General features: G+C 67.4%; 18 protein-coding genes. 13 read left to right on the plus strand and 5 right to left on the minus strand.

Translation table 11 applies throughout. The features are described 5' to 3' along the window. Positions 1–3: 3 nt before the first annotated feature. Positions 4–957 carry a calcium/sodium antiporter gene (locus OXG83_09450; GenBank protein ID MCY3965254.1) on the plus strand — a complete coding sequence of 318 codons (954 nt, stop codon included), beginning with the start codon at positions 4–6 and terminating at the stop codon, positions 955–957. After that, positions 954–3,878 carry an aminomethyl-transferring glycine dehydrogenase gene (gene gcvP, locus OXG83_09455; GenBank protein ID MCY3965255.1) on the plus strand — a complete coding sequence of 975 codons (2,925 nt, stop codon included), beginning with the start codon at positions 954–956 and terminating at the stop codon, positions 3,876–3,878. Before OXG83_09450 ends, gcvP begins: the two co-directional genes overlap by 4 nt. Positions 3,879–3,884: 6 nt before the next feature. Here gcvP and cimA read toward each other — a convergent pair whose 3' ends face one another. Both cimA and OXG83_09465 read right to left on the minus strand, forming a co-directional pair. After that, positions 3,885–5,450, minus strand: a complete 1,566-nt coding sequence (gene cimA / locus OXG83_09460) for a citramalate synthase (GenBank protein MCY3965256.1) — start codon at positions 5,448–5,450, stop codon at positions 3,885–3,887. A gap of 10 nt (positions 5,451–5,460) precedes the next feature. Continuing rightward, entirely contained in the window at positions 5,461–8,427 is a 2,967-nt protein-coding gene (locus OXG83_09465; protein ID MCY3965257.1) for a DEAD/DEAH box helicase, read from the minus strand. A 202-nt stretch (positions 8,428–8,629) separates the two neighbouring features. Between OXG83_09465 and OXG83_09470 the strand changes: the two genes are divergently transcribed. From OXG83_09470 to leuB, 10 genes are all read left to right on the plus strand, one after another. After that, on the plus strand, positions 8,630–9,778 hold the full coding sequence (locus OXG83_09470) for a serine hydrolase (protein ID MCY3965258.1): 1,149 nt from the start codon (positions 8,630–8,632) through the stop codon (positions 9,776–9,778). Then, a complete protein-coding gene (locus OXG83_09475; protein ID MCY3965259.1) occupies positions 9,775–11,151 on the plus strand; it encodes an aminotransferase class III-fold pyridoxal phosphate-dependent enzyme in 1,377 nt (458 codons plus the stop codon). Before OXG83_09470 ends, OXG83_09475 begins: the two co-directional genes overlap by 4 nt. A gap of 506 nt (positions 11,152–11,657) precedes the next feature. Continuing rightward, positions 11,658–12,614 carry a branched-chain amino acid transaminase gene (locus tag OXG83_09480; protein ID MCY3965260.1) on the plus strand — a complete coding sequence of 319 codons (957 nt, stop codon included), beginning with the start codon at positions 11,658–11,660 and terminating at the stop codon, positions 12,612–12,614. A gap of 62 nt (positions 12,615–12,676) precedes the next feature. Then, on the plus strand, positions 12,677–14,524 hold the full coding sequence (gene ilvB / locus OXG83_09485; GenBank protein MCY3965261.1) for a biosynthetic-type acetolactate synthase large subunit: 1,848 nt from the start codon (positions 12,677–12,679) through the stop codon (positions 14,522–14,524). 13 nt (positions 14,525–14,537) lie between these two features. Further along, on the plus strand, positions 14,538–15,083 hold the full coding sequence (gene ilvN / locus OXG83_09490) for an acetolactate synthase small subunit (protein MCY3965262.1): 546 nt from the start codon (positions 14,538–14,540) through the stop codon (positions 15,081–15,083). Positions 15,084–15,127: 44 nt separating this feature from the next. Beyond that, positions 15,128–16,129 carry a ketol-acid reductoisomerase gene (gene ilvC, locus OXG83_09495; GenBank protein MCY3965263.1) on the plus strand — a complete coding sequence of 334 codons (1,002 nt, stop codon included), beginning with the start codon at positions 15,128–15,130 and terminating at the stop codon, positions 16,127–16,129. Between the two features lie 2 nt (positions 16,130–16,131). Next, positions 16,132–17,763, plus strand: coding sequence for a 2-isopropylmalate synthase (locus tag OXG83_09500; GenBank protein ID MCY3965264.1), 1,632 nt, complete (start codon positions 16,132–16,134; stop codon positions 17,761–17,763). Next, entirely contained in the window at positions 17,760–19,181 is a 1,422-nt protein-coding gene (gene leuC / locus OXG83_09505; protein MCY3965265.1) for a 3-isopropylmalate dehydratase large subunit, read from the plus strand. The genes OXG83_09500 and leuC overlap by 4 nt, the downstream gene beginning before the upstream one ends. Continuing rightward, positions 19,178–19,801, plus strand: coding sequence for a 3-isopropylmalate dehydratase small subunit (leuD, locus tag OXG83_09510; protein ID MCY3965266.1), 624 nt, complete (start codon positions 19,178–19,180; stop codon positions 19,799–19,801). Before leuC ends, leuD begins: the two co-directional genes overlap by 4 nt. A 21-nt stretch (positions 19,802–19,822) precedes the next feature. Next, positions 19,823–20,884: a 3-isopropylmalate dehydrogenase gene (gene leuB, locus OXG83_09515; GenBank protein MCY3965267.1), complete on the plus strand. Its 1,062-nt coding sequence runs from the start codon at positions 19,823–19,825 to the stop codon at positions 20,882–20,884. A 12-nt stretch (positions 20,885–20,896) separates the two neighbouring features. Here leuB and OXG83_09520 read toward each other — a convergent pair whose 3' ends face one another. Then, on the minus strand, positions 20,897–21,688 hold the full coding sequence (locus OXG83_09520) for an undecaprenyl-diphosphate phosphatase (protein ID MCY3965268.1): 792 nt from the start codon (positions 21,686–21,688) through the stop codon (positions 20,897–20,899). A 50-nt stretch (positions 21,689–21,738) separates the two neighbouring features. On the opposite strand from OXG83_09520, the gene OXG83_09525 reads away from it, so the two are divergent. Further along, complete coding sequence (locus OXG83_09525; protein MCY3965269.1) at positions 21,739–22,467, plus strand: FKBP-type peptidyl-prolyl cis-trans isomerase; 729 nt, start codon at positions 21,739–21,741, stop codon at positions 22,465–22,467. A 23-nt stretch (positions 22,468–22,490) separates the two neighbouring features. Here OXG83_09525 and OXG83_09530 read toward each other — a convergent pair whose 3' ends face one another. Together OXG83_09530 and OXG83_09535 are read right to left on the minus strand one after the other, a co-directional pair. Further along, a complete protein-coding gene (locus OXG83_09530; protein ID MCY3965270.1) occupies positions 22,491–23,210 on the minus strand; it encodes a response regulator transcription factor in 720 nt (239 codons plus the stop codon). Further along, positions 23,207–24,349: an ATP-binding protein gene (locus OXG83_09535; protein MCY3965271.1), complete on the minus strand. Its 1,143-nt coding sequence runs from the start codon at positions 24,347–24,349 to the stop codon at positions 23,207–23,209. The genes OXG83_09530 and OXG83_09535 overlap by 4 nt, the downstream gene beginning before the upstream one ends. Between the last annotated feature and the right edge of the window lie 2 nt (positions 24,350–24,351).

Consider the following 24,351-nt stretch of genomic DNA (forward strand, 5'->3'; position numbering starts at 1 on the left):
GTCTTGATCTCGCTGCTGCTGATCGTTCTCGGCATCGCCGTGCTCTGGGCCGGCGGTGAGATCCTCGTGCGCTCGGTGACCGGTCTGGCCGCGGTTCTGCGCGTCAGCCCGACGGTGATCGGGTTGACGGTCGTCGCCTTCGGCACCTCGGCGCCGGAACTTGGCGTGGCGGTAGCCGCCGCGCTGCGGGATTCCGCCGGTCTGGTCTACGGCAACGTCGTCGGCTCGAACATCGCCAACGTCGGTCTGATCCTTGGTGTCTCGGCGCTCGTCGTGCCTCTCCACAACCACACCGACGGCGCCGAGCGCCAGGCCATCCGCCTGGTCCGGCGCGAGTTGCCCTTCATGCTGGGCACGTCACTTCTGGTCCTGGTGTTCGTCGCCTTCGGATATCTCGGGCGCGTCGCCGGCATCGTCCTCCTCGCGCTGATGGCGTACTTTCTCGTCGTTCTGGTCCGCGCCGGAGACACCGACGCGGCGGATCCCCAGGGTGTCAGTCCGGTCAAGTCTGCCCTTGGCACTCTGGTTGGACTCGCGCTACTCGCCGTCGGCGCGGCCGAACTCCTGGTGCCCGCGGCGAAGGACCTTGCGCTGGCCCTCGGCGTCAGCGAACTGGTGGTCGGACTCACCGTCGTGGCGTTCGGAACCAGTGTGCCCGAACTCGCCGCCTGCCTGGTGGCGGCGTACCGGAATCAACACGGCATCGTGCTGGGAAACATCATCGGCTCGAACGTGTTCAACATTCTGCTGGTCCTACCGGTCGCGATTCTCATACGTCCCTTCGAAACGACCTTCCTCGCCGAGGGGCTCGACGCGTCGGTCATGCTCTTCTTCAGCCTCCTCATGTTTCTCGCCGTCTACCTGCTGCGACACGGGCGCAGCATCGGACGGACCTGGGGAACGCTGCTCGTGGCAGCCTACGGGGGCTACGTAGCCTGGCTCTTCAGCAAACTATGACCGTCACCCAACCGACAGCGAGCGGCAGCCTGCCCTTCGCCGACCGTCACATCGGCCCCCGGGCCGCCGAGATCGAGCAGATGCTCGAGGCGCTCGGGCAGACCTCGCTCGCGAGCCTGATCGACGCGGCCGTACCGGCGGCGATCCGGAGCGATGGGCCGACCGGCGGCCTCGAACTGCCACCGCCGGCGTCCGAAGCCGGGGCCCTGGTCGAGCTGGACGAGATCGCGAGCAGCAACCAGGTGCTGCGCAGCTTCATCGGCATGGGCTACCACGGCTGCGTCACGCCACCCGTGATCCAGCGCAACGTGCTCGAGAACCCCGGCTGGTACACGGCCTACACGCCCTACCAGCCGGAGATCTCCCAAGGCCGGCTGGAAGCGTTGCTTAACTTCCAGACCATGGTCGCCAACCTCACGGGGCTGGAGATCGCGAACGCCTCCCTGCTGGACGAACCGACGGCCGCCGCCGAAGCGATGTCGCTTTGCTGGGCGGACAGGCGACGACAGGGGAGGTTCTTCGTTTCGGAAGGCTGCCATCCGCAGACGATCGAGGTGGTCCGCACCCGCGCCGAAGCGCTCGGCATCGAGGTCGAGGTCGGCGATCACGAGAGGCTCGACCCGAACGGCATCTTCGCGGCACTGGTGCAGCAACCGGCGACCGATGGCGGCGTCCACGACTACCGGCAGCTGGCAGCGCGGGTGCGGGAAGCGGGCGGCCTCGTGATCGCAGCCGCCGATCCGCTGGCCCTCTGCCTGCTGGAAGCGCCCGGCGAATGGGGAGCCGACGTCGCGGTGGGCAACACGCAGCGCTTCGGCCTGCCGATGGGTTTCGGCGGGCCGCACGCGGCCTACATCGCCGTCCGCGACCGCCTGAAGCGGCGGCTCCCTGGCCGCCTGGTCGGCGTCACGCACGACGACCGTCACCGCCCGGCGCTCCGCCTGGCGCTCCAGACCCGGGAACAGCACATCCGGCGCGACCGGGCCACGAGCAACATCTGCACCGCTCAGGTGCTGCCAGCGGTGATCGCGAGCTTCTACGCCGTTTACCACGGCCCGGGTGGTCTCCGGTCGATCGCCGAGGCGGTTCACCGGCGCGCGTGCCGCCTGGCCGAACGCCTTCGCACCCTCGGCTTCGAGCTTGAGGCGGACACCTTCTTCGACACGGTGACGGCGAAGGTCGACGGTCTTCCGGAGGAGCAGCAGGTGCTTGCCGCAGCTGTTCGGCGGAAGCTGAACCTGCGCGGTTGGGGTTCCGGCGCGATTTCCGTCGCCTGCGACGAGACGACGACCGACTACGACATCGAATCCGTGCTCGCCGCCTTCGCCGAAGTCCGATCGTCGTCCATTCAGGTCGCGGCCGGCACTCCGGAGCCGCTACCCGAAGCGCTGCGCCGGACAACCCCCTGTCTCGAACACCCCGTGTTCAGCAGCTACCGGTCGGAGACCGAACTCCTCCGCTATCTCCACCGGCTCGAGGCGCGGGACCTGTCGTTGACGACTTCGATGATCCCCCTCGGCTCGTGCACGATGAAGCTGAACGCAACGGCCGAGATGATGCCGATCACCTGGCGCGGGTTCGCCCACATGCATCCCTACGCGCCCGAGGATCAGACTGCCGGCTACCGGCGGCTCTGCGGCGACCTCGAGGAATGGCTGGCCAGGATCACCGGCTTCTCGGCCGTCTCCCTGCAGCCGAACGCCGGCTCGCAGGGCGAGTACGCCGGCCTGCTCGCGATTCGCAGCTACCACGAGAGCCGCGGCGAGGGTGCCCGCACCGTCTGTCTCATACCGACATCAGCCCATGGAACGAACCCGGCGAGCGCGGTGCTGGCAGGCCTGAAGGTCGAGCCCGTCAGGTGCGACGACGAGGGGAACATCGATCTCGACGACCTGCGTGCCCGGGCCGACGCTCACAGCGAGGACCTCGCCGCCCTGATGGTCACCTACCCGTCGACCCACGGTGTCTTCGAGGAAGCGATCCGGGAGATCTGCGCCGTCGTCCACAATCACGGCGGACAGATCTACCTGGACGGCGCGAACATGAACGCCCAGGTCGGCGTCTGCCGGCCAGGCGAGTACGGAGCCGACGTCTGTCACCTCAATCTGCACAAGACGTTCTGCATTCCACACGGAGGCGGAGGACCCGGAATGGGGCCGATCGCAGTCGCCAGCCACCTTGCGCCGTTCCTGCCGCGTCATCCCCTCGCCTCCATCGGTCGATCGGACAGCACGGGGACCCTGGGCGACGGCACGGTGGGTGCGGTCAGCGCGGCGCCCGTCGGCAGCGGCTCCATCCTGCCGATCTCCTGGGCCTATATCCGCATGATGGGCACCGCAGGCCTCCGCAGCGCCACCGAGGTCGCGATTCTGAACGCGAACTACATCGCGCAACGCCTCGCGCCCCACTACCCCGTCCTCTATCGCGGCGCCGGAGGCCTGGTCGCCCACGAGTGCATCCTCGACCTGCGTGACTTCAAGTCCTCGGCCGTCGAGGTCGACGACGTGGCGAAGCGGCTGATCGACTACGGCTTCCACGCCCCCACGATGTCCTTCCCCGTTGCCGGAACGCTCATGGTGGAACCGACGGAGAGCGAATCGAAAGCGGAGCTCGACCGCTTCTGCGACGCCATGGTCGCCATCCGGGCCGAGATCGCGGCGGTCGAGCGGGGGGATGTGGAGATCGACGACAGCCCGCTACGCGGCGCGCCACACACGGCTGCCGCCATCGTTGTCGACGACTGGGATCGTCCGTACTCCCGCCGGCAGGCCGCCTTCCCGGCACCGTGGACCGACGACCACAAGTACTGGCCTCCCGTCGGTCGCATCGACAACGTGCACGGCGACCGCCACCTCATCTGCACCTGCATCGGCATGGAGCCGTTCGAGGCGGTCGGTGCGCGAGGCGCCTTCGTCCGCTGAAACGCGCTACTTCGTCAGCCCGTACTCGATCGCGTCCGACAAGGCTTCCCAGCTCGCCTCGATGATGTTCGTGCCGGCGCCGACCGTGGTCCACCGATCGCCGCCAGCCACGAAGTCCACGAGCACCCGGGTCGTCGCGGCCGTGCCCTGGGCACTGTCCAGAATGCGAACCTTGTAGTCGGCAAGCCGCATTTCGCCCAAGGCCGGGTAGTGCGGTTCCAGGGCCTTGCGCAGGGCGTGGGCCAGGGCGTTGACCGGACCGTTTCCCTCGGATGCGGTATGCGCGATCGTGCCGTCCGGCACCTCGACCTTGACCGTCGCCTCGGCGACGAGACCCCGACCATCGCGGTGCTCGACCACGGTCAGGAAGTCGATCAGACGGAACGGCGCTTCGTATCCGGGTTCCGCCCGGCGCAACATGAGCTCGACGGAGGCCTCCGCGGCCTCGAAGCTGTAGCCGCGGTTCTCGAGATCCTTGACCTTGTGCAGCACCTCCCGGGCGTACGGCGTGTCGGCACCGACGCCCGTGCTCTCCGCCAGATGGACGATGTTGCCGCGCCCCGAGAGTTCGGACACGACGGTGCGCATCTCGTTGCCGATCAACTCAGGCTCCACGTGCTGATAACTGGACGGCTCCTTGAGCATGGCCGCCACGTGGATGCCGCCCTTGTGGGCGAAGGCGCTGCGACCGACGTAGGGCAGGTGATCGTCGTGGGCGACGTTCGCCACCTCGGCGACGTATCGGGACAGCGAGGTCAACTCGCGCAGACTCTCGTCGGTGACGCAGGAGTAGCCCATCTTGCACTGGAGGTCCGGAATGATGGTCACGAGGTTCGCGTTCGCCACCCGCTCGCCGTAGCCGTTGATCGTGCCCTGGACCATGACCGCGCCGGCGCGCACCGCGGCCAGGGTGTTGGCGACGCCGCATCCGGCATCGTCGTGGGTATGGATACCGATCCGGACATCCGGGCCCAGTTCAGCCCGCGCCGCGTCGACCCCCGCCTCGATCTGCCACGGCAGGGTTCCGCCGTTCGTGTCGCAGAGCACAACGTAGTCGGCGCCCGCCGCGGCCGCCGCCCGGAGCGTGCCGAGGGCGCACTCCGGGTTTCCGGCCAGGCCGTCGAAGAAGTGCTCCGCGTCGTAGATCACCTCGCGGCCGAGATCCTTGAGGTAGCCGACCGTGTCGCCGATCATCGCCTCGTTCTCGCGCGCGTCGGTCTCGAGCACCTTCTCGACGTGCAGGTCCCAGCTCTTGCCGACCAGTGTGACGGTGGGTGTGTCCGCAGCGACGAGTGCCTGAACGTTGCCGTCGTGAGCGCAGGCGCTGTGCTTGCGCCGCGTGGCGCCGAACGCACAGATCTTCGCCTGCTCGAGATCGACTCCGCGAATGGCCTCGAAGAAGTCGGCGTCCTTCGGGTTCGAGCCGGGCCACCCGCACTCGATGTAGGGAATGCCGAAGGCGTCGAGACGCCGGGCGATCGCCACCTTGTCGGCCAGGGACAGCGAGATGTTCTCCCGCTGCGTGCCATCGCGCAGCGTCGTGTCGTAGAGCTCGATCCGGGTGGCGGTCACAGCGGCATCCTCACATCGGTTCCTCGAGACCGGGTCCCTGCAGCAGTTCGATCAACTCCTCACGCGAGAAGATCTTGTTCAGTCGCGGATCGTCCTCCTGCACCACGCTTTCCATCAGCCGGCGCTTTCGGTCGATGATCGCCGCGATCCGTTCTTCCAGTGTCTCCTCCGTGATCAGCTTGAACACGTGGACCACCCGCTTCTGCCCGATGCGGTAGAGGCGGTCCGTCGCCTGGTCTTCCCGGGCGGCGTTCCACCAGCGGTCGTAGTGGATCACGACCGAGCCGCCCACCAGGTCGATCCCCGTACCGCCGGCCTTCAGGCTGCCGAGAAACACGCGGCAGTCGTCGTCGTTGTTGAACCGGTCGACGACCTTGCCGCGTTCGCGGGTCGAACCCGTCAGGGTGACGTAGTCGATGCCGAGCTTCGTCAGATGGCGTTGCAGGATCGCGATCATCCCCAGGTACTGGGTGAAGACGACCACCTTCTGCCCGCTGTCGAAGCTCTCCTCCAGGAGTTCCTTGCACAGATCCCATTTGCCCGACTCGTAGTTCTCGTAGCGGTCGAGGTCGTTTACCGCCAGCGCGGGATGATCGCAGATCTGCTTCAGCATGTTCAGCAGAGCGAAGATGTGGATGTACGGCAGCGATCCCCTTTCGCTCCGCAGCGTCTTCATCAGCGCCGCGCCCTTGGTTTCGATCGTCTGCCGGTACATGCCGAACTGCTCCTCGCTCAACCGGCAGGTGCGGATGTCCTCGATCTTCTCCGGCAATTCGTCCAGAACCGCGGTCTTGACCCGACGCAGAACGAAGGGCGCTGTCAGACGCCGCAGGTTGACCGCGTACCAGGAGTCGGCGTCGAGTTCGTTCGGCCCCATGAAGTCGACGTAGCTGTCGTCCCCGCCGAGATAGCCGGGAAGCACGAGATCGAACAGTCCCTTCAGTTCAGTCAGCGAGTTCTCGATCGGCGTACCGGTCAGTCCGAGCTTCATGCGCGCCGACAGCGCCACCGCGGCACGGTAGCCCTGCGTGCTGCGGTTCTTGATCTGCTGCACTTCGTCGAACACGACCAGGCCCCACAGCCGCTCGCCGAACCGCTCGACATCGTTGCGCATCACGCCGTACGAGGTGAGCACCACGTCCCCCTGCGCCAGTGACTCCTCCAGATCGCGGTGAGGTCCGTGGTAGTAGACCGACCGCAGCACCGGAGCGTACTCGCGCAGCTTGTTCCGCCAGTGACTGATCACGGTGCGCGGGCAGACGACCAGAATCGGCAGATCAACAGCCAACTGCTCGCGCAGAATGACCATCAGCGCCATTGCCTGGTGGGTCTTCCCCAACCCCATGTCGTCGCACAGCAGGCCGGCCAGACCGTTCTCGTACAGGAACTTGAGCCACTCGACGCCGAGTCTCTGGTAGGGCCGGAGGATGCTCTTCAATCCCTCCGGCTCCACCAGCGGATCGGCGGGCCTCAAGGCCAGAAAGCGGCGCAGGAAGTCCGTGCGGTCTCCCTCGCCCTCGACCCGGATCGGGGCCGCGCTCGAGGCCTGAAGGCGCAGCAGCTCAGCCGAAGAAAGACGCACCCGGCCGGCGTCGCCGTTGCTCCCGACGCCAGTGCGACCGCCACGCGCCTCGCGCCGGTCGGGCAGCGAGCCGAGATTGCGCAGCGCCGGTGCATTCAGATCGATCCAGCCCGAAGCGGTCTCGAGATACGGCTGGCCGGTTCGCTTCGCTTCGAGCAACTCGTTCAGGCCAACGTCGCCGCTACCGAATCCGTAGCGAATGGACAGCAGGTCGTCATCCTCGTCTTCGCCCTCGGGCGCGATCTCTATGTAGTCGAACTCGGTGAGAATGCCGAGGCTGGCCAGAGGGTTCTCGGCCAGGGTCGGCGACGGCTCCGAGGCCGGCTCGTCGGAGCGAAACGTGCCGATACCGGCCAGCTCGAGTCCGAGGATCTTCGGCTCGCGCCAGCTCCCGTCACCCCGTTCCGACCGCCTAACGAGGACGCCCAACTCCTCGAGGAACACCAGGTCGCCGTACCGGAAACGGCTGCGCCCCGGGTCGTCGAGAATCTCCTCACCCTCCGCGGCCAGGCGCAGGACATCGAGCTTGTGCCGCTTTTCGATCCTCGTGTCCGGTCCAACGTAGAAGAGGTCTGCCGCCGGCAGTGGCACGACCGACGCCTGCCCGGTTTCCGCCAGCAGCTCGAGCGCGTCGGCCACGCGCCTCCGTGGCACCGCGATCTGAAAACGGACCGCTTCGTCGGAATCGACCCGGACCTTCAGAAACAGGCTGCCGCTGCGCAGGTCGACCGCGGGCTCGAGCCGGATCCGGGCCTTGACGAGCTCCCCCATTCCAGGCCCGCCGCCCGGGATGTCGCCGTACTCTCGCAACGCGTGGTACGCGACGCGGCACCAGAGACTGCGCTCGAAGAACTGCCGGTTCGTCTGCATCCCGGCCTTGTTCAGGTGCTGCTCCTCGGGCGTCCGCATGAACGTGGAAAGCCGCTCCAGGAGACCGGAACGGTCGGCCGTCGAAATCTCCGCCGAGAGCTTCCCGATGCGCTCCAGGAAGCGAACCACGGACGGAGACTGCTCCAGGTAGCGGAGCGCCTCGACGCCACCCGGCGTGAACAGCCGAATCGCCCCACCCGGCTGCTCCTGGAGAACGCTGCAATCCGAAGCGGCAGGAAGGTCGTCCTGGAAGAGCCTCTGAGCGAGGCGGAACCAACCGCTGCGCGTGAACAGGTCGAACCAACTGCCGCCGAGGGCGCCGTGGAGTTCTCGGATCTGGCCTTCGAGCTGCTTCAGATGACGGCAGCCGCTGCGCCGGCCGGCGGAGCAACTGCAGAACGTGAGCGGCCTCTTCGACCCGGCCACGTTGGCGAGGTGCACTGCCGAGCCCGGCTCCGGATCGTGCGCATCGGGCAGCAGTCCGATACCGGTGCGGTGGAATTCGAGGCGAGGGAAGAGCTTCACGACAGGGTCGCCAGTTGGCTTTGGGGCTGAGAGTCAACACGCTCGGAAGCGAGGCCGGACCAGCGCGAAAGGCCGATCCGCTACGCTGAACGCGTAAACGCTCGACTATACCGCCGATTCGGCGGTTTGTGGTGTCGTCTCCTGCCCGAAACTGGCCGCGATTTCCGAACCCGGCGGATCGCGAAACGTCCGACGAAGAACGATGGACCGCGTGTACCGCTTGAACCGCAGGGAGGCTCTGGCGACTGCGGCCGGTCTCCTCGGTTTCGGCAGTCACACGCCGACCCGGAGCGCACAGAGGAGGGTCCGGGAAGGCGGTTCCGGTCCGCGTCTGGCGGAACTCGACCGAATGCTGGGCGAACAGGTCGAGAAGGGGTTCGCCGGCAGTGTGCTCGTTGCCCGGGGCCGCGAGGTGCTGCACCTTGCCGGCTACGGCCTGGCGGACCGGGAGGCCGGCGTCCCCTTCCGGCCTGAGACCGTGTCGACAATCGGCTCGATCACCAAGCAGTTCACCGGCGCGGCGATCCTCAAACTCCAGGAACAGGGCCACTTGAACGCCGGCGACTCGGTAGGGCGTTTCTTTCCGGAGGCGCCCGCAAGAAAGAGGGCGATCACGATCCACCAGCTCCTCACCCACACGGCCGGTCTGCCGCCGGCGCTGGGTTCCGACGAGGAGTACGTCGGTCGTGACGACTACCTGCAGGAGGTCTGGCGCACCGAGCTGCGTTATCCACCGGGCGAACGGCACGACTACTCCAACACGGGCTACTCCGTTCTCGCCGCGATCGTCGAACGCAGCACCGGCAGACCCTACGAGGAGTTCCTGCGAGGGGAGTTCTTCGAACCGCTGGGTATGCATCACACCGGCTATCGCCTGGCCGACTGGTCGGAGGCACACGTCGCCGCCGGCTACCGGGACGGCCGGCGCTTCGGCCGGGTCATCCAAAAGCAGAACCGCGAAGCCGGCTTCTCCTGGCACCTCGTGGGCAACGGAGGCATCCACTCGACCGTTGAGGACATGTTCCGCTGGGTCAAGGCTCTTCGGGGCGGCGAAGTGCTGTCGGCCGAGTCGCTCGGCACCCTGTTCGGCGAACATGTGGACGAGGGATACGGCGACTCCTTCTACGGCTACGGATGGGTCACCTTCCAGCTTCCGAGCAGCGAGAGGATGATCGGCCACAACGGCGGCAACGGCTTCTTCTTCGCCGACCTGAACTTCTTCCCGAACCGCGGCGACCTGCTCTACTGCGTGCTGATGAACGACGCAGGTCACGAGGAGGTGAGCCGCACGATTCGCCAGCTGCTGCTGGAACAGCCGCCCGGAGCGCGATCGCAGGAGGACCCGCAATGAGCATCACGCGCAGAGAGACGACGCGCAGTCGGCGCGACTGCATCCGAACGATGGCCGCTGCCGGCGGCGCCGCCGCACTGGCGGGCTGCACTCCGAACACGCGGGCCGCTTCGGACACGGGCGACCAGGACGCAGCGACCGTCGAGGCGGTGCACTTTCCCGAGGGCTACCCGCCGTATCCGTCGGCCGCAGCCACCGAGGGCGCCTTTGCGGAATACGTATCCCCCGGCAACGTCGGCGTCATGAAGGCGTTCGGCACCGAGCTTCACTTCGGCCAGCGCGAGGGTGCCCGCGTCCAGGACGCGTTCACGAAGAAGTGGTACTGGGACTGCCACCGCAACGGCACCCTGTACAACCTCGGGCATCGCAACCCGGACATCATCGCCGCGGTCAAGGAGGCGCTGCACCAACTCGAGATCGGCAACCTGCTTCTGATCTCGGGCTACAAGGCAAAGGCGGCCGAGAAGCTGATCGCCAGCACGGGCGGAGCCCTGACCGGCGTCACCTACACGGCCAGCGGCGCGGAATCCACGGAGGTCGCGATCCGAGCCGTCCGCGGCATGACCAGGCGGACGAAGCTGGTCTCGCTCGAGGCCTCCTACCACGGCCACACCTGCTTCGCCCTGGCTGCCGGCGACAACCCGGACAACCACGAGCGGTACCTCCTCGACTTCGACGACTTCGTCTTCGTGCCGTACAACGACCTGGACGCGATGACCGCCGCGGTCGACGACGAAACCGCCGCGGTGCTGATCGAGTCGTCGCCTGCGCAGTCGGGATTCCCGGTTCCCGATTCCGGCTACTTCCAGGCCGTGAACGACATCTGCCGGAAGAACGGAGCGAAACTGATCATCGACGAGGTCCAGACCGGCCTGGGCGCGACCGGGAAGTTCTGGTTCTGGCAACACCACGGCATCGTCCCGGACATCGTGACCACCGCCAAGGGCCTCGGCGGCGGCATCCTCGCCAACGCCGCCGTTCTGCTCGCCCCCGAGATCAAGGAGTGGTTCTTCGACACCGCGATCCCCCACTCCTCGACCTTCGGCGGCAACGAACTTGGCTGCGTCGCCACCGCCAAGGTCTGCGACCTGACGATGGCGCCCGGATTCCTGGAGCAGGTGAACGCGCTGGCCGAGCAGTTCGCCGAGGGGCTGCGGGGCGGTCCCTACCGGGTCAACCAGCACGGGCTGTGCATGGGCATCCTCTCCGAGGAGATGGGCAAGATGGAGATGACCGCGAGGCTCTTCGAAGCCGGAATCTTCACCGTGCCGGCCTGGTACACGGACGGTGGAGTGGAGTTCCGACCCATCCTGACGCTCACCGAGAACGAGGCGGACGAGATCATCCGCATCTTCCGGGACACCGTCGGCTAGCAGCTTGCGCCGCAGGACGCGGCGAAGCCAGTTCTGCGACGCAGGATGCTAGTGAGGTGGGGGCTGGGGCCAAACACGGAGTCCGCGACGGGTTTGGCGGCTCTAGGCGCCACGCCGAGTGCGCCAGTCGCACCGTCCACTTGACAGCCGCTCCCGTCCTCTCCTACGCTCCGCTGCACGCTTTGCCATCCGGCGGGAGCGAACGTAGACCCATACCCACAGCACCTTCCACCTAGAAGGGACTCTCGAACCGGCCATGACGCGCCTGGCCTCACGATCGACTCGCAGGAACGCTCGGACACCCGGGCGACCCGCCCTCCTGGCGCGTGCGCTGCCGCGACAGGTCGCCGATCTCGGCGTTCCCGCCGGGCTCCTGCTACTGGTCCTGATTCTGGTCCTTCTCGTCCAGGGGGCTAACTAGGCGCACAAACCGGAACCCGAAGCGATCTAGAGCCCCCAGCACAGCCTGGGGGCTTTTTTGGTTCGGCCGCTAGCGGAGCAACTGCATGCCAATAGAACGATCTGAGTGGATCTGGCTCGACGATCAGTGGAAGCCGTGGGACGAGGCCACCGTCCACCTCACCACGCACGGCCTGCACTACGGTTCCTCGGTCTTCGAGGGCATTCGCGCCTACGACACCGGCGAAACGACGGCGATCTTCCGCCTCGGCGCTCATGTGCGGCGCCTGTTCGACAGTTGCCGGATCATGCGCATGGATCCAGGCTACACACCGGATCAGGTCGAGGAGCTGTGCATCGAGGCGGTCGCCCGCAACCGCCTCGAATCCTGCTACATCCGGCCCTTGATCTACAGGGGTAACGAGGAGATGGGCCTCAATCCCACCGACTGCAGCTCCAGGCTCGCCATCTACGCGGTCAGGTGGGGGCGCTACCTAGGAGAGGAGGCGATCGAACAGGGCGTCGACGCCGCGGTGAGCTCCTGGCGGCGCTTCAACTCGAACACGGCCGTACCGCTAGGCAAGATCAGCGGGCAGTACGTGACGAACCAGTTCGTGTCCATCGAGGCGCGCCAGCACGGTTACGCCGAGGGCATCATGCTCGACGACCGCGGCCTCGTCTGCGAAGGTGCGGGCGAGAACCTGTTCCTGATCCGCGACGGTGTGATCCACACACCACCCCTCTACAACTCGATCCTGGGCGGCATTACCAGGGACTCCGTGATCACGATCGCCCAGGACCTGAAGTACGACGTGCGCTTCCAGCCGATCGCGCGCGAAGAGCTGTACCTGGCCGACGAACTGTTCATGACCGGCACAGCCGCGGAGGTAAGCCCGGTGCGTTCCGTCGACCGCATTCCGATCGGCTCCGGCAGCCGCGGCGAGATCACGCACCACCTGCAGGAGGAGTTCTTCGGCCTCGTCGAGGGCCGGCTCCCCGACCGACACGACTGGCTCACTCCCGTACCCCGACTGGCTGCGGCAACATCGGCCGCCGGGGCCTGACAGAGGAGGCCGAGATGACCGACGACACGACCGCTGCGGATCGAGCGACTGAAGAGGCCGGCATGAACACGGAGGCCGTGGTGCTGACCGGCGCCGAGATCGTCTGCGAGTGCCTCCTCCGCGAAGGAGTCGACATCGTCTTCGGCTATCCCGGCGGGGCGATCCTGCCCACCTACGATGCGCTGACCAAGTACCCGCAACTCCACCACGTTCTGACCCGGCACGAGCAGGGCGCGTCCCACATGGCGGACGGCTACGCCCGGGCCACCGGCAAGGTCGGGGTCGCGATGGCGACCAGCGGCCCCGGCGCCACGAATCTGGTCACCGGTATCGCGACCGCGATGATGGATTCCTCGCCCATCGTCTGCATCACCGGCCAGGTGCCGACCGGCGCCATCGGCACAGACGCCTTCCAGGAGACGGACGTCACCGGGATCACCTTGCCGATTACGAAGCACAACTACCTGGTCACCAGCCTGGACGAGCTGGCAGAAGTCATGCGGGAGGCCTTCCACATCGCGCGTACCGGCCGGCCGGGCCCCGTGCTCGTCGACATTCCCAAGGACATCCAGAATCAGTCCACGAACTTCGTCTACCCAACGGAGCCGGTCACGCTGCCGGGCTACAAGCCTCCCAGAGTCGGACGTGCGGATCAGGTCGACGCCGCCCTGAAACTCATCCGCGAGTCGAGACGTCCCATCATCCTGGCCGGACACGGCATCTCCATGTCGAACGCGAACCGCGAACTTGCGCAACTCTGCGAGCGGGCGCAGATTCCGGTCGCGCTCACGCTGCTCGGAAAGGGCGCCATCTCCGAGCAACACCCGATGTGCCTCGGGATGATGGGGATGCACGGCGGCGCCGAAGTGAACCACGCCATCCAGCAGGCCGACCTGCTGATCGCCCTCGGTATGCGCTTCGACGACCGGGTAACCGGCAACCTGGCGACCTACGCCCGGAACTCACGCAAGATTCACGTGGACATCGATCCCTCCGAGATCAACAAGAACGTGAACGTCGACGTCGGCATCGTCGGCGACCTCGGTGAGGTTCTCCGGCAATTGCTGGACCGCGTCGAACGCCGGCCGAACGACGCCTGGTTCGACCGCATCGCGGAGTGGCGGGCGGACTCGGAGCTGCGCGAGATCGTGCGGCCCGCCGAGGCGCCCCAGCATCCCGCCGTGCCCGAGGGCAAGCTGCTCGGCGCCCAGGTCATCCGTGATCTGTTCGAGTTCACCGGCGGCAACGCCGTGACCGTCACCGATGTCGGCCAGCACCAGATGTGGGAGGCCCAGTACTACCAGCACGAACGGCCTCACAGCCTGATCACGAGCGGCGGGCTCGGCACGATGGGGTTCGGCCTGCCGGCCGCCATCGGCGCCAAGATGGCCCGGCCCGACCAGGAGGTGTGGGCGATCGTCGGCGACGGCGGCTTCCAGATGACCTCGATGGAACTCGCTACCGCGGTCCAGGAGCAGGTCAACGTGCACATCGCCGTGATCAACAACGGATTCCTCGGCATGGTCCGCCAGTGGCAGGAGTTCTTCTACGAGGAGCGCTACAACCAGACGCCCATGGTCAATCCGGACTTCTGCAAGCTGGCGGAGGCCTATGGGATCCCGGCTACCCGGGTCACCGAACGCGGCCAGATCGAAGAGGCCGTGAACGAAAACCGGGCCCGCACCGCCGGTCCGACCCTGATCGACTTCGTCGTCGAGAAGGAGGAGATCGTCTTTCCCATGGTGCCGGCCGGCGCCGACCTCGACGACATGATCCGCCGGCCGACGCCGGAGGAGTTCGAGCGCAAGCGCCGCGAACGGGCGGCGGCAGCGGAGGCTCCCGAAGAGCCAGCGCCGGAACCCGAAGCCCCGGCCGCGGCGGCCACCGTCGGCACGCGGTTCGGAGTCTGAGGACGAGGGGACGATGGCCAAGCACATCCTGGCGGCGCTGGTCGAGAACCGCCCGGGCGTTTTGGCCCGGGTGTCGAACCTCTTCAGACGGCGCAGCTTCAACATCGACAGCCTGTCCGTGGGACGCACCCAGCGAGAGAACATCTCCCGCATGACGATCGTCATGGAGTCCGACGCCGCCGAGGCCGACCGCCTGGTCAAGAACCTCTACAAGCTGGTCGACGTGGTCCATGTCGACCACCTCCACAGCCAGCCGTCCGTGGTCCGCGACATGGCCCTCGTCAAGGTCAGGGCATCGTCGGAGAACCGGCGTGAAGTCATCCAGCTCTGCGACATCTTCCGTGCCCGCATCATCGACGTGAGCGCCGAATCCCTGGTGGTCGAGATCACGGGCGAGGAAGAGAAACTCGAGCACTTCACCGAACTCGTGCGTCCCTTCGGGATCGTCGAGATGGTCCGAACCGGCGTGATCGCTCTCGGACGCGGCGGCCACACCCTGAAGGACGAGGGATACAAACCGAACCGCACCCGATCCGCCCGCCGGCGCAACGTGCTCTGACGGCCCGGAACCCGCTCACTTCATCCGACGAGGACTCTGTTCAGATGGCAAAGCTCTACTACGACGACGACGCCGATCTCTCCCGCCTTACGGGCAAGACAGTCGCGGTCATCGGCTACGGCAGCCAGGGCCACGCCCATGCGCTGAACCTACGCGACAGCGGGCTCGAAGTCGTCGTCGGACTGCGGGCGGGAAGCGGCAGCCAGGCCAAGGCCGAGGCCGACGGTCTCGAAGTGCTGAGCAACGCCGCCGCCGCCGCCAAAGGTCAGATGATCATGATCCTGGCCCCCGACACCGCGCAGGCGACGCTCTACGAACAGGACATCGCGCCGAACCTCGAAGCCGGGGACACACTGATGTTCGCGCACGGCTTCAACATCCGCTACGGCGAGATCGAGGCGCCGGAAAACGTCAACGTGTCCCTGGTGGCGCCGAAGGCGCCCGGACACCGTGTGCGCGAAGTGTTCACCGAGGGCGCCGGCACGCCGGGCCTCGTCGCGGTCGAGAACGACGCGACGGGCGGCGCCCTGGCGGACGCCCTCGCCTACGCCAAGGGCATCGGCTGCACGCGGGCCGGCGTGATCGAGACGACCTTCGCCGAGGAGACCGAGACCGATCTCTTCGGCGAGCAGATCGTGCTCTGCGGTGGCGCCTCGGCGCTGGTGCGCGCCGGGTTCGAGAAGCTGGTCGCGGCCGGCTACCAGCCGGAAGTCGCGTACTTCGAATGCCTGCACGAGTTGAAGCTGATCGTCGACCTGATGTACGAAGGCGGCCTCGGCTACATGTGGTACAGCGTCTCCGACACCGCCGAGCACGGCGGCTACCACGCCGGCGATCAACTGATCACGAAGGACGTGCGCGAGGTGATGGACAAGGTGCTCCGCGACATCCAGGACGGGACCTATGCCCGCGACTGGATCGCGGAGAACAAGAACGGCCGGCCGCGGTTCGATCCCCGCCGGGCGACGGAGAGGACGCATCCGATCGAGGAAGTTGGCCGGGAACTGCGTCGGATGATGCCGTTCCTGGACGCCAAGGAGGTGTAGACATGAAAGGACGAAAAAGTCGGAACGGCGACTACGTCCGAATCTTCGACACCACGCTGCGCGACGGCGAGCAATCGCCCGGCGCAACGATGACCAGCGCCGAGAAGCTCGAGGTGGCGCGCCAACTCGCCGTGCTCGGCGTCGACATCATCGAAGCCGGTTTCCCCGCGGCCAGCCCCGACGACCTGGAGGGGGTGCGGCGGATCGCGCGCGAGGTAGGGGCCCGAAAGGGCCCGGTCATCGCGGGTCTCGCCCGCTGCTGGCGCGAGGACATCGACAAGGCCTGGGAAGGAGTCCGGGACGCCGCCAGGCCGCGCATTCACGCCTTCATCGCCACCTCCGACCTGCACATGGAACGCAAGCTGGGGATGACCCGGGAGCAGGTGTTGAGCCAGGTCGGCCACATGGTCGCGCATGCCCGCTCCTTGTGCGACGACATCGAGTTCAGCCCCGAGGACGGCAGCCGCTCCGACCCGGACTTCCTGGTCGAGGTGCTTTCGCTGGCGATCAAGGAAGGCGCCACAACGCTGAACATTCCGGACACGGTCGGCTACGACATGCCGGTCGAGTACCGGGACCTGTTCCGCTACCTGATGGAGCACACGGACGGCGCCGATCGGGTGATCTGGTCGGCCCACTGCCACGACGACCTCGGCTGCGCCACGGCGAACACCCTGGCCGCGATCGAGGCCGGCGTCCGCCAGGTCGAAGTGACGATCAACGGCATCGGCGAACGCGCCGGGAACACGTCGCTCGAGGAAGTCGTCATGGCGCTTCACACCCGGCCCCAGGTCTACGGCGTCGGCACCCGTCTGAACACGACCGAACTCGTGCGCACGAGCCGCCTGGTGGCGCACTACACCGGCATCGCGGTGCCCCGGAACAAGGCGATCGTGGGTGAGAACGCGTTCGCGCACGAGGCCGGCATCCACCAGCACGGCATGCTCCAGGATCAGCGCACCTACGAGATCATGACCCCGCAGACCGTCGGCCTGACCCAGAGCAAGCTGGTCCTGGGCAAGCACTCCGGCAAGCACGCGCTGCGGGTGCGCATGGAGGAACTCGGCTTCGAACTGAACCGGGAAGAACTCGGCGAGGCCTTCCGGCGCTTCAAGCAGCTCGCCGACCAGAAGAAGGACATCACCGACGCCGACCTGCAGGCGCTCGCGAACCAGGAGATCCTGGCGCCAACGGAGATCTTCACGCTGCTCGAGCTGCAGATCTCCTGCGGGCGGCCCGGCATGCCGACCGCGACCGCCCGACTGCGCGGTCCGAACGGCCAGGAGTACATCTCGCCGGGTGTCGGGACCGGCCCCGTCGACGCCACCTTCAGCGCGATCGACGCGGTCGTCGAGGCCGAGAACACGCTGCTCGAGTACAACGTCCACAGCGTCACCGAAGGCATTGACGCGATGGGCGAGGTCACGGTGCGGATCAAGAGCCCGGCCTCCGGCCCCGGCGACGGCCGGATCTTCGGCGGTTACGGCGCCGACACGGACGTCATCGTCGCCTCGGCCAAGGCTTATCTCGCGGCCCTCAACCGGATGCTGACCGTCATCGGCACCAAGTACACGGCCGGCGAGGGCGCACCGGCGACTCTCAGGGTCTCGAGCCCGCAGCCGGTGGAAGCATGAGCCAGACCCGGACACTGTTCGAGAAGATCTGGCGGCGCCACCTGGTCGCGGCCGAGGAGCGCGGCCTGCCTGCAACGCTCTTCATCGATCTGCATCTGGTTCACGAAGTGACCTCGCCCCAGGCGTTCACCGACCTGGCCGAACGGGGATTGACCGTGCGGCGGCCCGATCTGACCCTGGCGACGATGGACCATTCGACGCCGACAGATCCCTCGATCGATGGCGCAAGGCTCAGGGTGCTCGACCCGGAGGGCTCGGCGCAGCTCGACCAGTTGCAGGCGAACTGCGAACGCTACGGCATCCCGCTGTACGCGATGGGCGACGAGCGGCGCGGCATCGTGCACGTGATTGGACCGGAACTCGGCGCCACTCAGCCCGGAATGACGGTCGTCTGCGGCGACAGCCATACGAGCACCCACGGCGCGGTCGGGGCGCTCGCCTTCGGCATCGGCACCAGCGAGGTCGGCCACGTCCTCGCCACGCAGTGCCTCTTGCAGCACCGGCCGAAGACCTATGAGGTCCGGGTCGACGGCCGGCTGCAGGAGGGCGTGGTCGCCAAGGACATCATCCTGGCCGTGATCGCCAGGCTCGGGATCGGCGGCGGCACGGGCCACGTGTTCGAGTACACCGGCGAAGCGATCCGGTCGCTCGACATGGAAGGCCGGATGACGGTCTGCAACATGTCGATCGAGGGCGGTGCCCGCGCCGGGCTGATCGCGCCCGACGACGTGACCTTCGATTACCTCGAGGGGCGGGCGATGGCACCGTCCGGCGAGGCCTGGGAGGCGGCGCTCGAGGACTGGCGTTCCCTGCCCACCGACGAGGGGGCGGTCTACGACCGGACCACCACGGTCGACGGTTCGAGTCTCGAACCGATGGTCACCTACGGGACGAATCCAGGCATGGCGATCCCGATCGCCGGCGCGATTCCCGAAGACGCGGCGGTCGAACCCGAGAAGCGAGCCTCGTTCCGCAAGGCGCTCGACTACATGGCGCTCGAACCGGGCCAGCAGCTTGAGGGCAAGCCGATCGACGTCGTCTTCGTCGGCAGTTGCACGAACTCCCGCTACAGCGACCTTGCGGCCGCCGCGGGCGTCCTGCGGGGACGCAAGGTCGCCGACGGCCTCCGCGTGCTCGTGGTGCCCGGGTCCGACGCCGTGAAGCGGCAGGCGGAGCGCGACGGCCTCGCCCAGATCTTCGTCGACGCCGGCGCCGAGTGGCGCGAGGCCGGTTGCTCCATGTGCCTGGCGATGAACGGCGATCAACTGGCGCCCGGCCAGTACGCGGTCAGCACCTCCAACCGCAACTTCGAGGGCCGCCAGGGCGCCGGCGGACGCACCTTCCTGGCGAGTCCGTTGACTGCGGCCGCGTCGGCTATCACGGGCCGCGTGACCGACGTCCGCGAGGTGCTGTCGTGAGCAGCCGCTTCGATCGCTTCACCGGCACCCTGGCGCCGCTGCCGATCCAGAACGTCGACACCGACCAGATCATCCCGGCCTCCTACCTCAAGGTCACCGACCGCAGCGGCCTCGCCTCCGGCCTGTTCTCCCGCTGGCGCTACCGGGACGGAGACCCGGAAGGCGAACCCATCTCCGACTTCGTGCTGAACCGCGCCGAGCACGCCGAAGCCAGGATCCTCCTGGCCGGCGACAACTTCGGTTGCGGCAGCTCCCGCGAGCACGCGCCCTGGGCCCTCGTCGGCTACGGCTTCCGCGTTGTGATCAGCACCTCCTTCGCCGACATCTTCCACAGCAACGCGCTGAAGAACGGCCTGCTCGTCGTTCCGGTGACGGAAGAGGTGTCCGCGTCCCTGTTCGCCGCCGTTTCCGCCGATCCGGCAGCCGAAGTCACGATCGACCTGGAAGCGCAGACACTACGCCTCCCCGACGGCAGTGAAACGGCCTTCGAAGTCGATCCCTTCGCCCGCCGCTGCCTGCTCGACGGCACGGACCAGCTCGGCTATCTACTGAAGCAGGGGCCGGCGATCGAGGCGTTCGAGGCGGGGCACCCCTCGCGGCTCGACACGCGGTCGGCCTGAGGGGCCGGCCGGCGCCAGCGCATGCAAGCGAACATCGTCCTTCTGCCCGGCGACGGCATCGGGCCCGAAGTCACCGCCGAAGCAGCCCGGATTCTCAGAGCGGTCGCCGACCTGGGCGAGCACGAGTTCCGGCTCGATTCCCATCCGATGGGTGGAAACGCGATCGACGACTTCCAGAATCCGCTGCCACCCACGACACTGGCCTCCTGCAAGGAGGCCGATGCGGTGCTGCTCGGCGCCGTCGGCGGACCGAAGTGGTCCGACCCGACGGCCGAGCTCAGGCCTGAGCAGGGGCTCCTCGACCTGCGGGCCGAACTCGGGCTGTTCGCCAATCTACGACCGGTGCCCGTGTTCGAATCGCTCGCCCCGTTCGCGCCGCTCAAGCCCGAACTGCTGCGCGGCGTGGATCTCCTGTTCGTGCGCGAACTGACCGGCGGCATCTACTTCGGTCCCCGCCAGGAACAGGGCGACGGCGACGTGGCGCACGACACCCTGGTCTACTCGACCGGCGAAGTGGAGCGAGTCGCCCGCGTGGCGCTGAAGGCTGCCCGGAGGCGCCGAAAGAAGGTCGCGTCGATCGACAAGGCGAACGTCCTTGCCTCGATGCGGCTTTGGCGCCGCGCAGTGACCGAGGTCGCCGGCGCCTACCCCGACATTGAGGTGACTCACCACCTGGTGGACGCCTTCGCCATGCAGTTGATGCGCTCGCCCGCGGACTACGACGTGATCCTGGCCGGCAACATGTTCGGCGACATCCTGAGCGACGAGGCTGCGATTCTCGCCGGCTCCCTCGGCATGCTGCCCTCGGCGTCGCTGGGCTCCGGGCGACAGGGCCTGTACGAACCGGTCCACGGTTCGGCGCCCGACATCGCCGGTCGCGGCATCGCGAACCCGATCGGCGCGATCCTGAGCGCCGCGATGCTGCTCCGGCACAGTCTTGATCTCGAGGTCGAGGCGGCCCAGGTCGAAGCGGCGGTCGCGGCGGTTCTGGACGACGGGCTGCGCACCGCGGACCTGGTGCCGGAGGGCGGTCAGGCCGTGTCGACGGAGGAGTTGGGAAGGGCGGTGGAGGCGAAGCTCTGACGGAACGCGACGCTACGACTGGAACAGGACCAGCAGGACGGCGCCCAGGACGAGCCGATACGCGACGAAGACCTGCAGACTCCTACGCCGGACCCAGCCGAGCAGCGCGCCGATCACCAGGTAGCCGACGACGGCGGATAGCGCCGCGACCAGGAGCAGAGACGGAAGGTGCGAAACCGGCAACTCGCCGCTGAGCATCTCCAGGGTGTTGTTGCCGGCGACGAAGATGCCGGCGGGAATCGCCATCAGGAAGGCGAATCGCGCCGACGATTCGCGGTCGAAGCCGAGCAGCCGGCCGGCGCTGATCACGACTCCGGCCCGGGAGGCGCCCGGCACGAGCGCCATGGCCTGCGCAACGCCAAACACCACCGCTCGTGGCCAGGTCAACTGCCCGAGCCGGCGGTCCTGTCCACCCCAGCGGTCGGCCGCCCCTAGCACCAGGCCGAAGCCGATCGTCGCCCAGGCGATCACGCCGGGACTACGGGCGGCGCCGGCCACCCAGCCTTCTATCGCGATACCGATGACGAGCACCGGCACCGACGCGACGGCCAGCAGGGGGATCATCCGCCGCGCGTTCGCGTCGCCGGCATCCACGCCCGGGCGCAGAGCCCGGACGTAGACCACCAGGTCCTTCCGAAAGTAGGCGACGACAGCCAGCAGCGTGCCGGTGTTCGCCGCCACGTCGACCGCAAGGCCCTGGTCGGGCCAGCCGAACAGCCGCGGCAACAGGATCAGGTGCGCCGTCGAACTGATCGGCAGGTACTCCGTGAGCCCCTGTACCAAGGCCACGAGAATCAACTGCACGGGCCCCACGAAGCGAGGATAGCGCCCGCGGTGCGGATACGATGCGCGCCATGACCAAGCCACGCACGTACCTCAGCTTGATCGCCGCAACTCTTGCCCTGCTGGTGGCGATTCCCGCCTGCGCCCAGGAAGAGGCCAGCGCCGCGGCCAACGATGAGCCGCCCCTCCCGGAAACCTGGGACCAGAAGGCCTCCTACGCGCTCGGCGTGAACGTCGGCAGCAACCTGGGGCCGAACGACTTCCTGCTCGACCCCGATCTGTTTCTCCGCGGCTTCAGGGACGCACTGGAAGGTACGGAGGCGATGGAGTCCGACGAAATCGACAGCGTGCTCAGGGAACTCGGCGCCAAGATGCAGGCGCACGCGGATCGCCAGCGACAGGCGGCGCTGCTCGAGAACACCGCCCGCAGCTCGGCGTTTCTGGCCATGAAGGCAAAGGAAGAAGGCATCGTCAAGAGGGACTCCGGCCTGCTCTACCGCGAACTCCGGGCCGGCGAGGGCGAAAGCCCGACCGCGGCCCAGGCAGTGACCGTCCACTACCGGGGCACCCTGATCGACGGCACGCAGTTCGACAGCACCTACGACCGCGACCAACCCGCCACCAGCCCCGTCAACGGCTTCATTCCCGGCTGGGTGGAGGCGCTCCAGTTGATGAAGCCGGGCGCAAAGTGGGAACTCTTCATCCCGGCCGACCTGGCGTACGGCGCGGACGGCGCACCGCCCGCCATTCCACCGGGCGCCGCACTCAGGTTCGAAATCGAGCTGTTGGAGGTCCAGTAGCCGAAGGCGGCCGGCCCCCTCGGTCAATCCGCTTCGACGGTGAATCGGTAGCCGACGCCGCGGACGGTGTGGAAGTGCCGCGGTCGCTCGGGATCGGGCTCGAAGCGCTTGCGCAACCGGAGAACGAAGTTGTCGATTGTTCGGGAGGACGGGAACGCCTCGTAGCCCCAGACGCGGTCGAGAATGTCCTCGCGCGAGACGACTTCCCCTTCCCGCTCCGCCAGGGTCTTGAGGATCATCGCCTCCTTCTGGGTCAGCTGCTGGTTCTTCCCATCCCAGGAGGCGCCGGCGAAGGCGGTGAAGTCGAAGTGGTTGTCACCGAAACGCACGACATCCGGCCCCGTCTCCGCCACGCCCCACGCACGGCGCCGCAGGATGGCCTGGACCCGAAGGAGCAACTCGGTGAGGTGGAAGGGCTTGGCGAGGTAGTCGTCGCCCCCGGCTTCGAGCCCGCGAATGCGATCGTCGACCGTCGCCTTCGCGGTGAGGAACAGCACCGGTGTATCGACACCGTTCCGCCTCGCCTCCTCGCACAGCGTGAAACCGTCCACACCCGGCAGCATCACGTCGAGAATCACCAGCTGGTAGCGGGGATCGCGGATCCGAGCCAGCGCCTCCTCGCCGTCGCCGATCCAGTCGACGTCGAGACCCTCCGCCTCGAGGTTGAAGCGAATGCCGGCGGCCAGATTCTCCTCGTCCTCGATCAGGAGGACCCGGGCCGCCTCGTCGGTCGCGGCTCTCACGAGGCCCGCTCCTCGGCCGATTCACGGGCGGGCCAGGTGACGCGAAACGTGGCGCCCCGACCCGGGCCCTCACTGCTCGCCTCGACTTCGCCACCTTCCAGGGCAACGAAGCCGCGCACGAGGTAGAGACCCAGACCGCTGCCCTGCTTGTTGCGCCGTAACTCACTGCCGGGCCGGTAGAACTTCTCGAACAACCGCTGGCTCTCGGCGGGCTCGAAACCGACACCGTCGTCGAGAACCAGGAGTTCGACCGCCGAACCGAGGCGCCTGGCCGTGACCTCGACCCGGCTGCCCGCCGTCTGCGCCGACTCGATCGCGTTGCCGATCAGGTTCCGCAGCACCGTGCCGAGCCCGACGGGATCCGCCCGCAGGCCGAGACCGGACTCGACCTCGACCTCGATATCGATCCCCTCCGCGCCATGCACGCGGTGTCCAAGCTCCGCGAACGCCAGGGAGACTGCCTCGGAGAGGTCGACCGGCTCACGGCGCGGCACCGCTCGTCGCTCCTCCAGACGCGTCGTCTCCAGCAGGTTGCCAACGAGACGTTCGAGCCGGCGCAAGTCTTCCAGGTTGCGCTCCAGGAGTCCGCGCCGGTCCGTCGCCGCCAGGTCGCGCAGCAACAGGGTTTCTGTCGTAAGCCGCAGACTCGCCAGCGGACTCCGCAACTCGTGAGATACCGCCGCCAGGAAGTTCTGCTGGCGGTTCAGCAGGTCCGCCTCCCGGTGCAGGACCCGCCATAGCACCAGAATCCCGCCGGCGAGCACGAGCAGGAAGAAGGCTCCTTCCCACCGATACTGGGACAGGTGGCTGCCTCGCTCCGCTTCGATCTCCTGGAGGGCGTCCGGACGGATCCGCGCGCCTTCCGCCCCGATCAGAAGGTCCGGGTAGAGGTCGCGAAGCTCGTCGGACGGCTGACCGGCCAGAAGCGACGCCTCGGCGGCCGTGCGGTCGACCTCCAGACGAGCCACACGATCCTCGGCAATGCGGTCCGCAATCCGTGCCTGGTCGACCAACCACCAGACGACCTGGACCGCCGTGATGGCGAGCAGCAGCAGAAAACCGACCTGGAGCCGTCGCACGCGCAGATTCTCTGCCGACGACGCGGCGCTCAGCCCGAACGAGGAGAATGGCCTCGGCATCG

The sequence above is a fragment of the Acidobacteriota bacterium genome (assembly GCA_026707545.1).
In the GTDB taxonomy this organism is placed as follows: domain Bacteria; phylum Acidobacteriota; class Thermoanaerobaculia; order Multivoradales; family Multivoraceae; genus Multivorans.

Excerpts from the sequence above, each read along its gene's own strand:
- OXG83_09480 (MCY3965260.1), top strand. The coding sequence starts at position 11,658 with ATGCCAATAGAACGATCTGAGTGGATCTGGCTCGACGATCAGTGGAAG.
- ilvB (MCY3965261.1), top strand. The coding sequence starts at position 12,677 with ATGAACACGGAGGCCGTGGTGCTGACCGGCGCCGAGATCGTCTGCGAG.
- ilvN (MCY3965262.1), top strand. The coding sequence starts at position 14,538 with ATGGCCAAGCACATCCTGGCGGCGCTGGTCGAGAACCGCCCGGGCGTT.
- OXG83_09475 (MCY3965259.1), top strand. The coding sequence starts at position 9,775 with ATGAGCATCACGCGCAGAGAGACGACGCGCAGTCGGCGCGACTGCATC.
- OXG83_09525 (MCY3965269.1), top strand. The coding sequence starts at position 21,739 with ATGACCAAGCCACGCACGTACCTCAGCTTGATCGCCGCAACTCTTGCC.
- OXG83_09500 (MCY3965264.1), top strand. The coding sequence starts at position 16,132 with ATGAAAGGACGAAAAAGTCGGAACGGCGACTACGTCCGAATCTTCGAC.
- OXG83_09535 (MCY3965271.1), bottom strand. The coding sequence starts at position 24,349 with ATGCCGAGGCCATTCTCCTCGTTCGGGCTGAGCGCCGCGTCGTCGGCA.
- gcvP (MCY3965255.1), top strand. The coding sequence starts at position 954 with ATGACCGTCACCCAACCGACAGCGAGCGGCAGCCTGCCCTTCGCCGAC.
- ilvC (MCY3965263.1), top strand. The coding sequence starts at position 15,128 with ATGGCAAAGCTCTACTACGACGACGACGCCGATCTCTCCCGCCTTACG.
- leuC (MCY3965265.1), top strand. The coding sequence starts at position 17,760 with ATGAGCCAGACCCGGACACTGTTCGAGAAGATCTGGCGGCGCCACCTG.
- leuB (MCY3965267.1), top strand. The coding sequence starts at position 19,823 with ATGCAAGCGAACATCGTCCTTCTGCCCGGCGACGGCATCGGGCCCGAA.
- OXG83_09470 (MCY3965258.1), top strand. The coding sequence starts at position 8,630 with ATGGACCGCGTGTACCGCTTGAACCGCAGGGAGGCTCTGGCGACTGCG.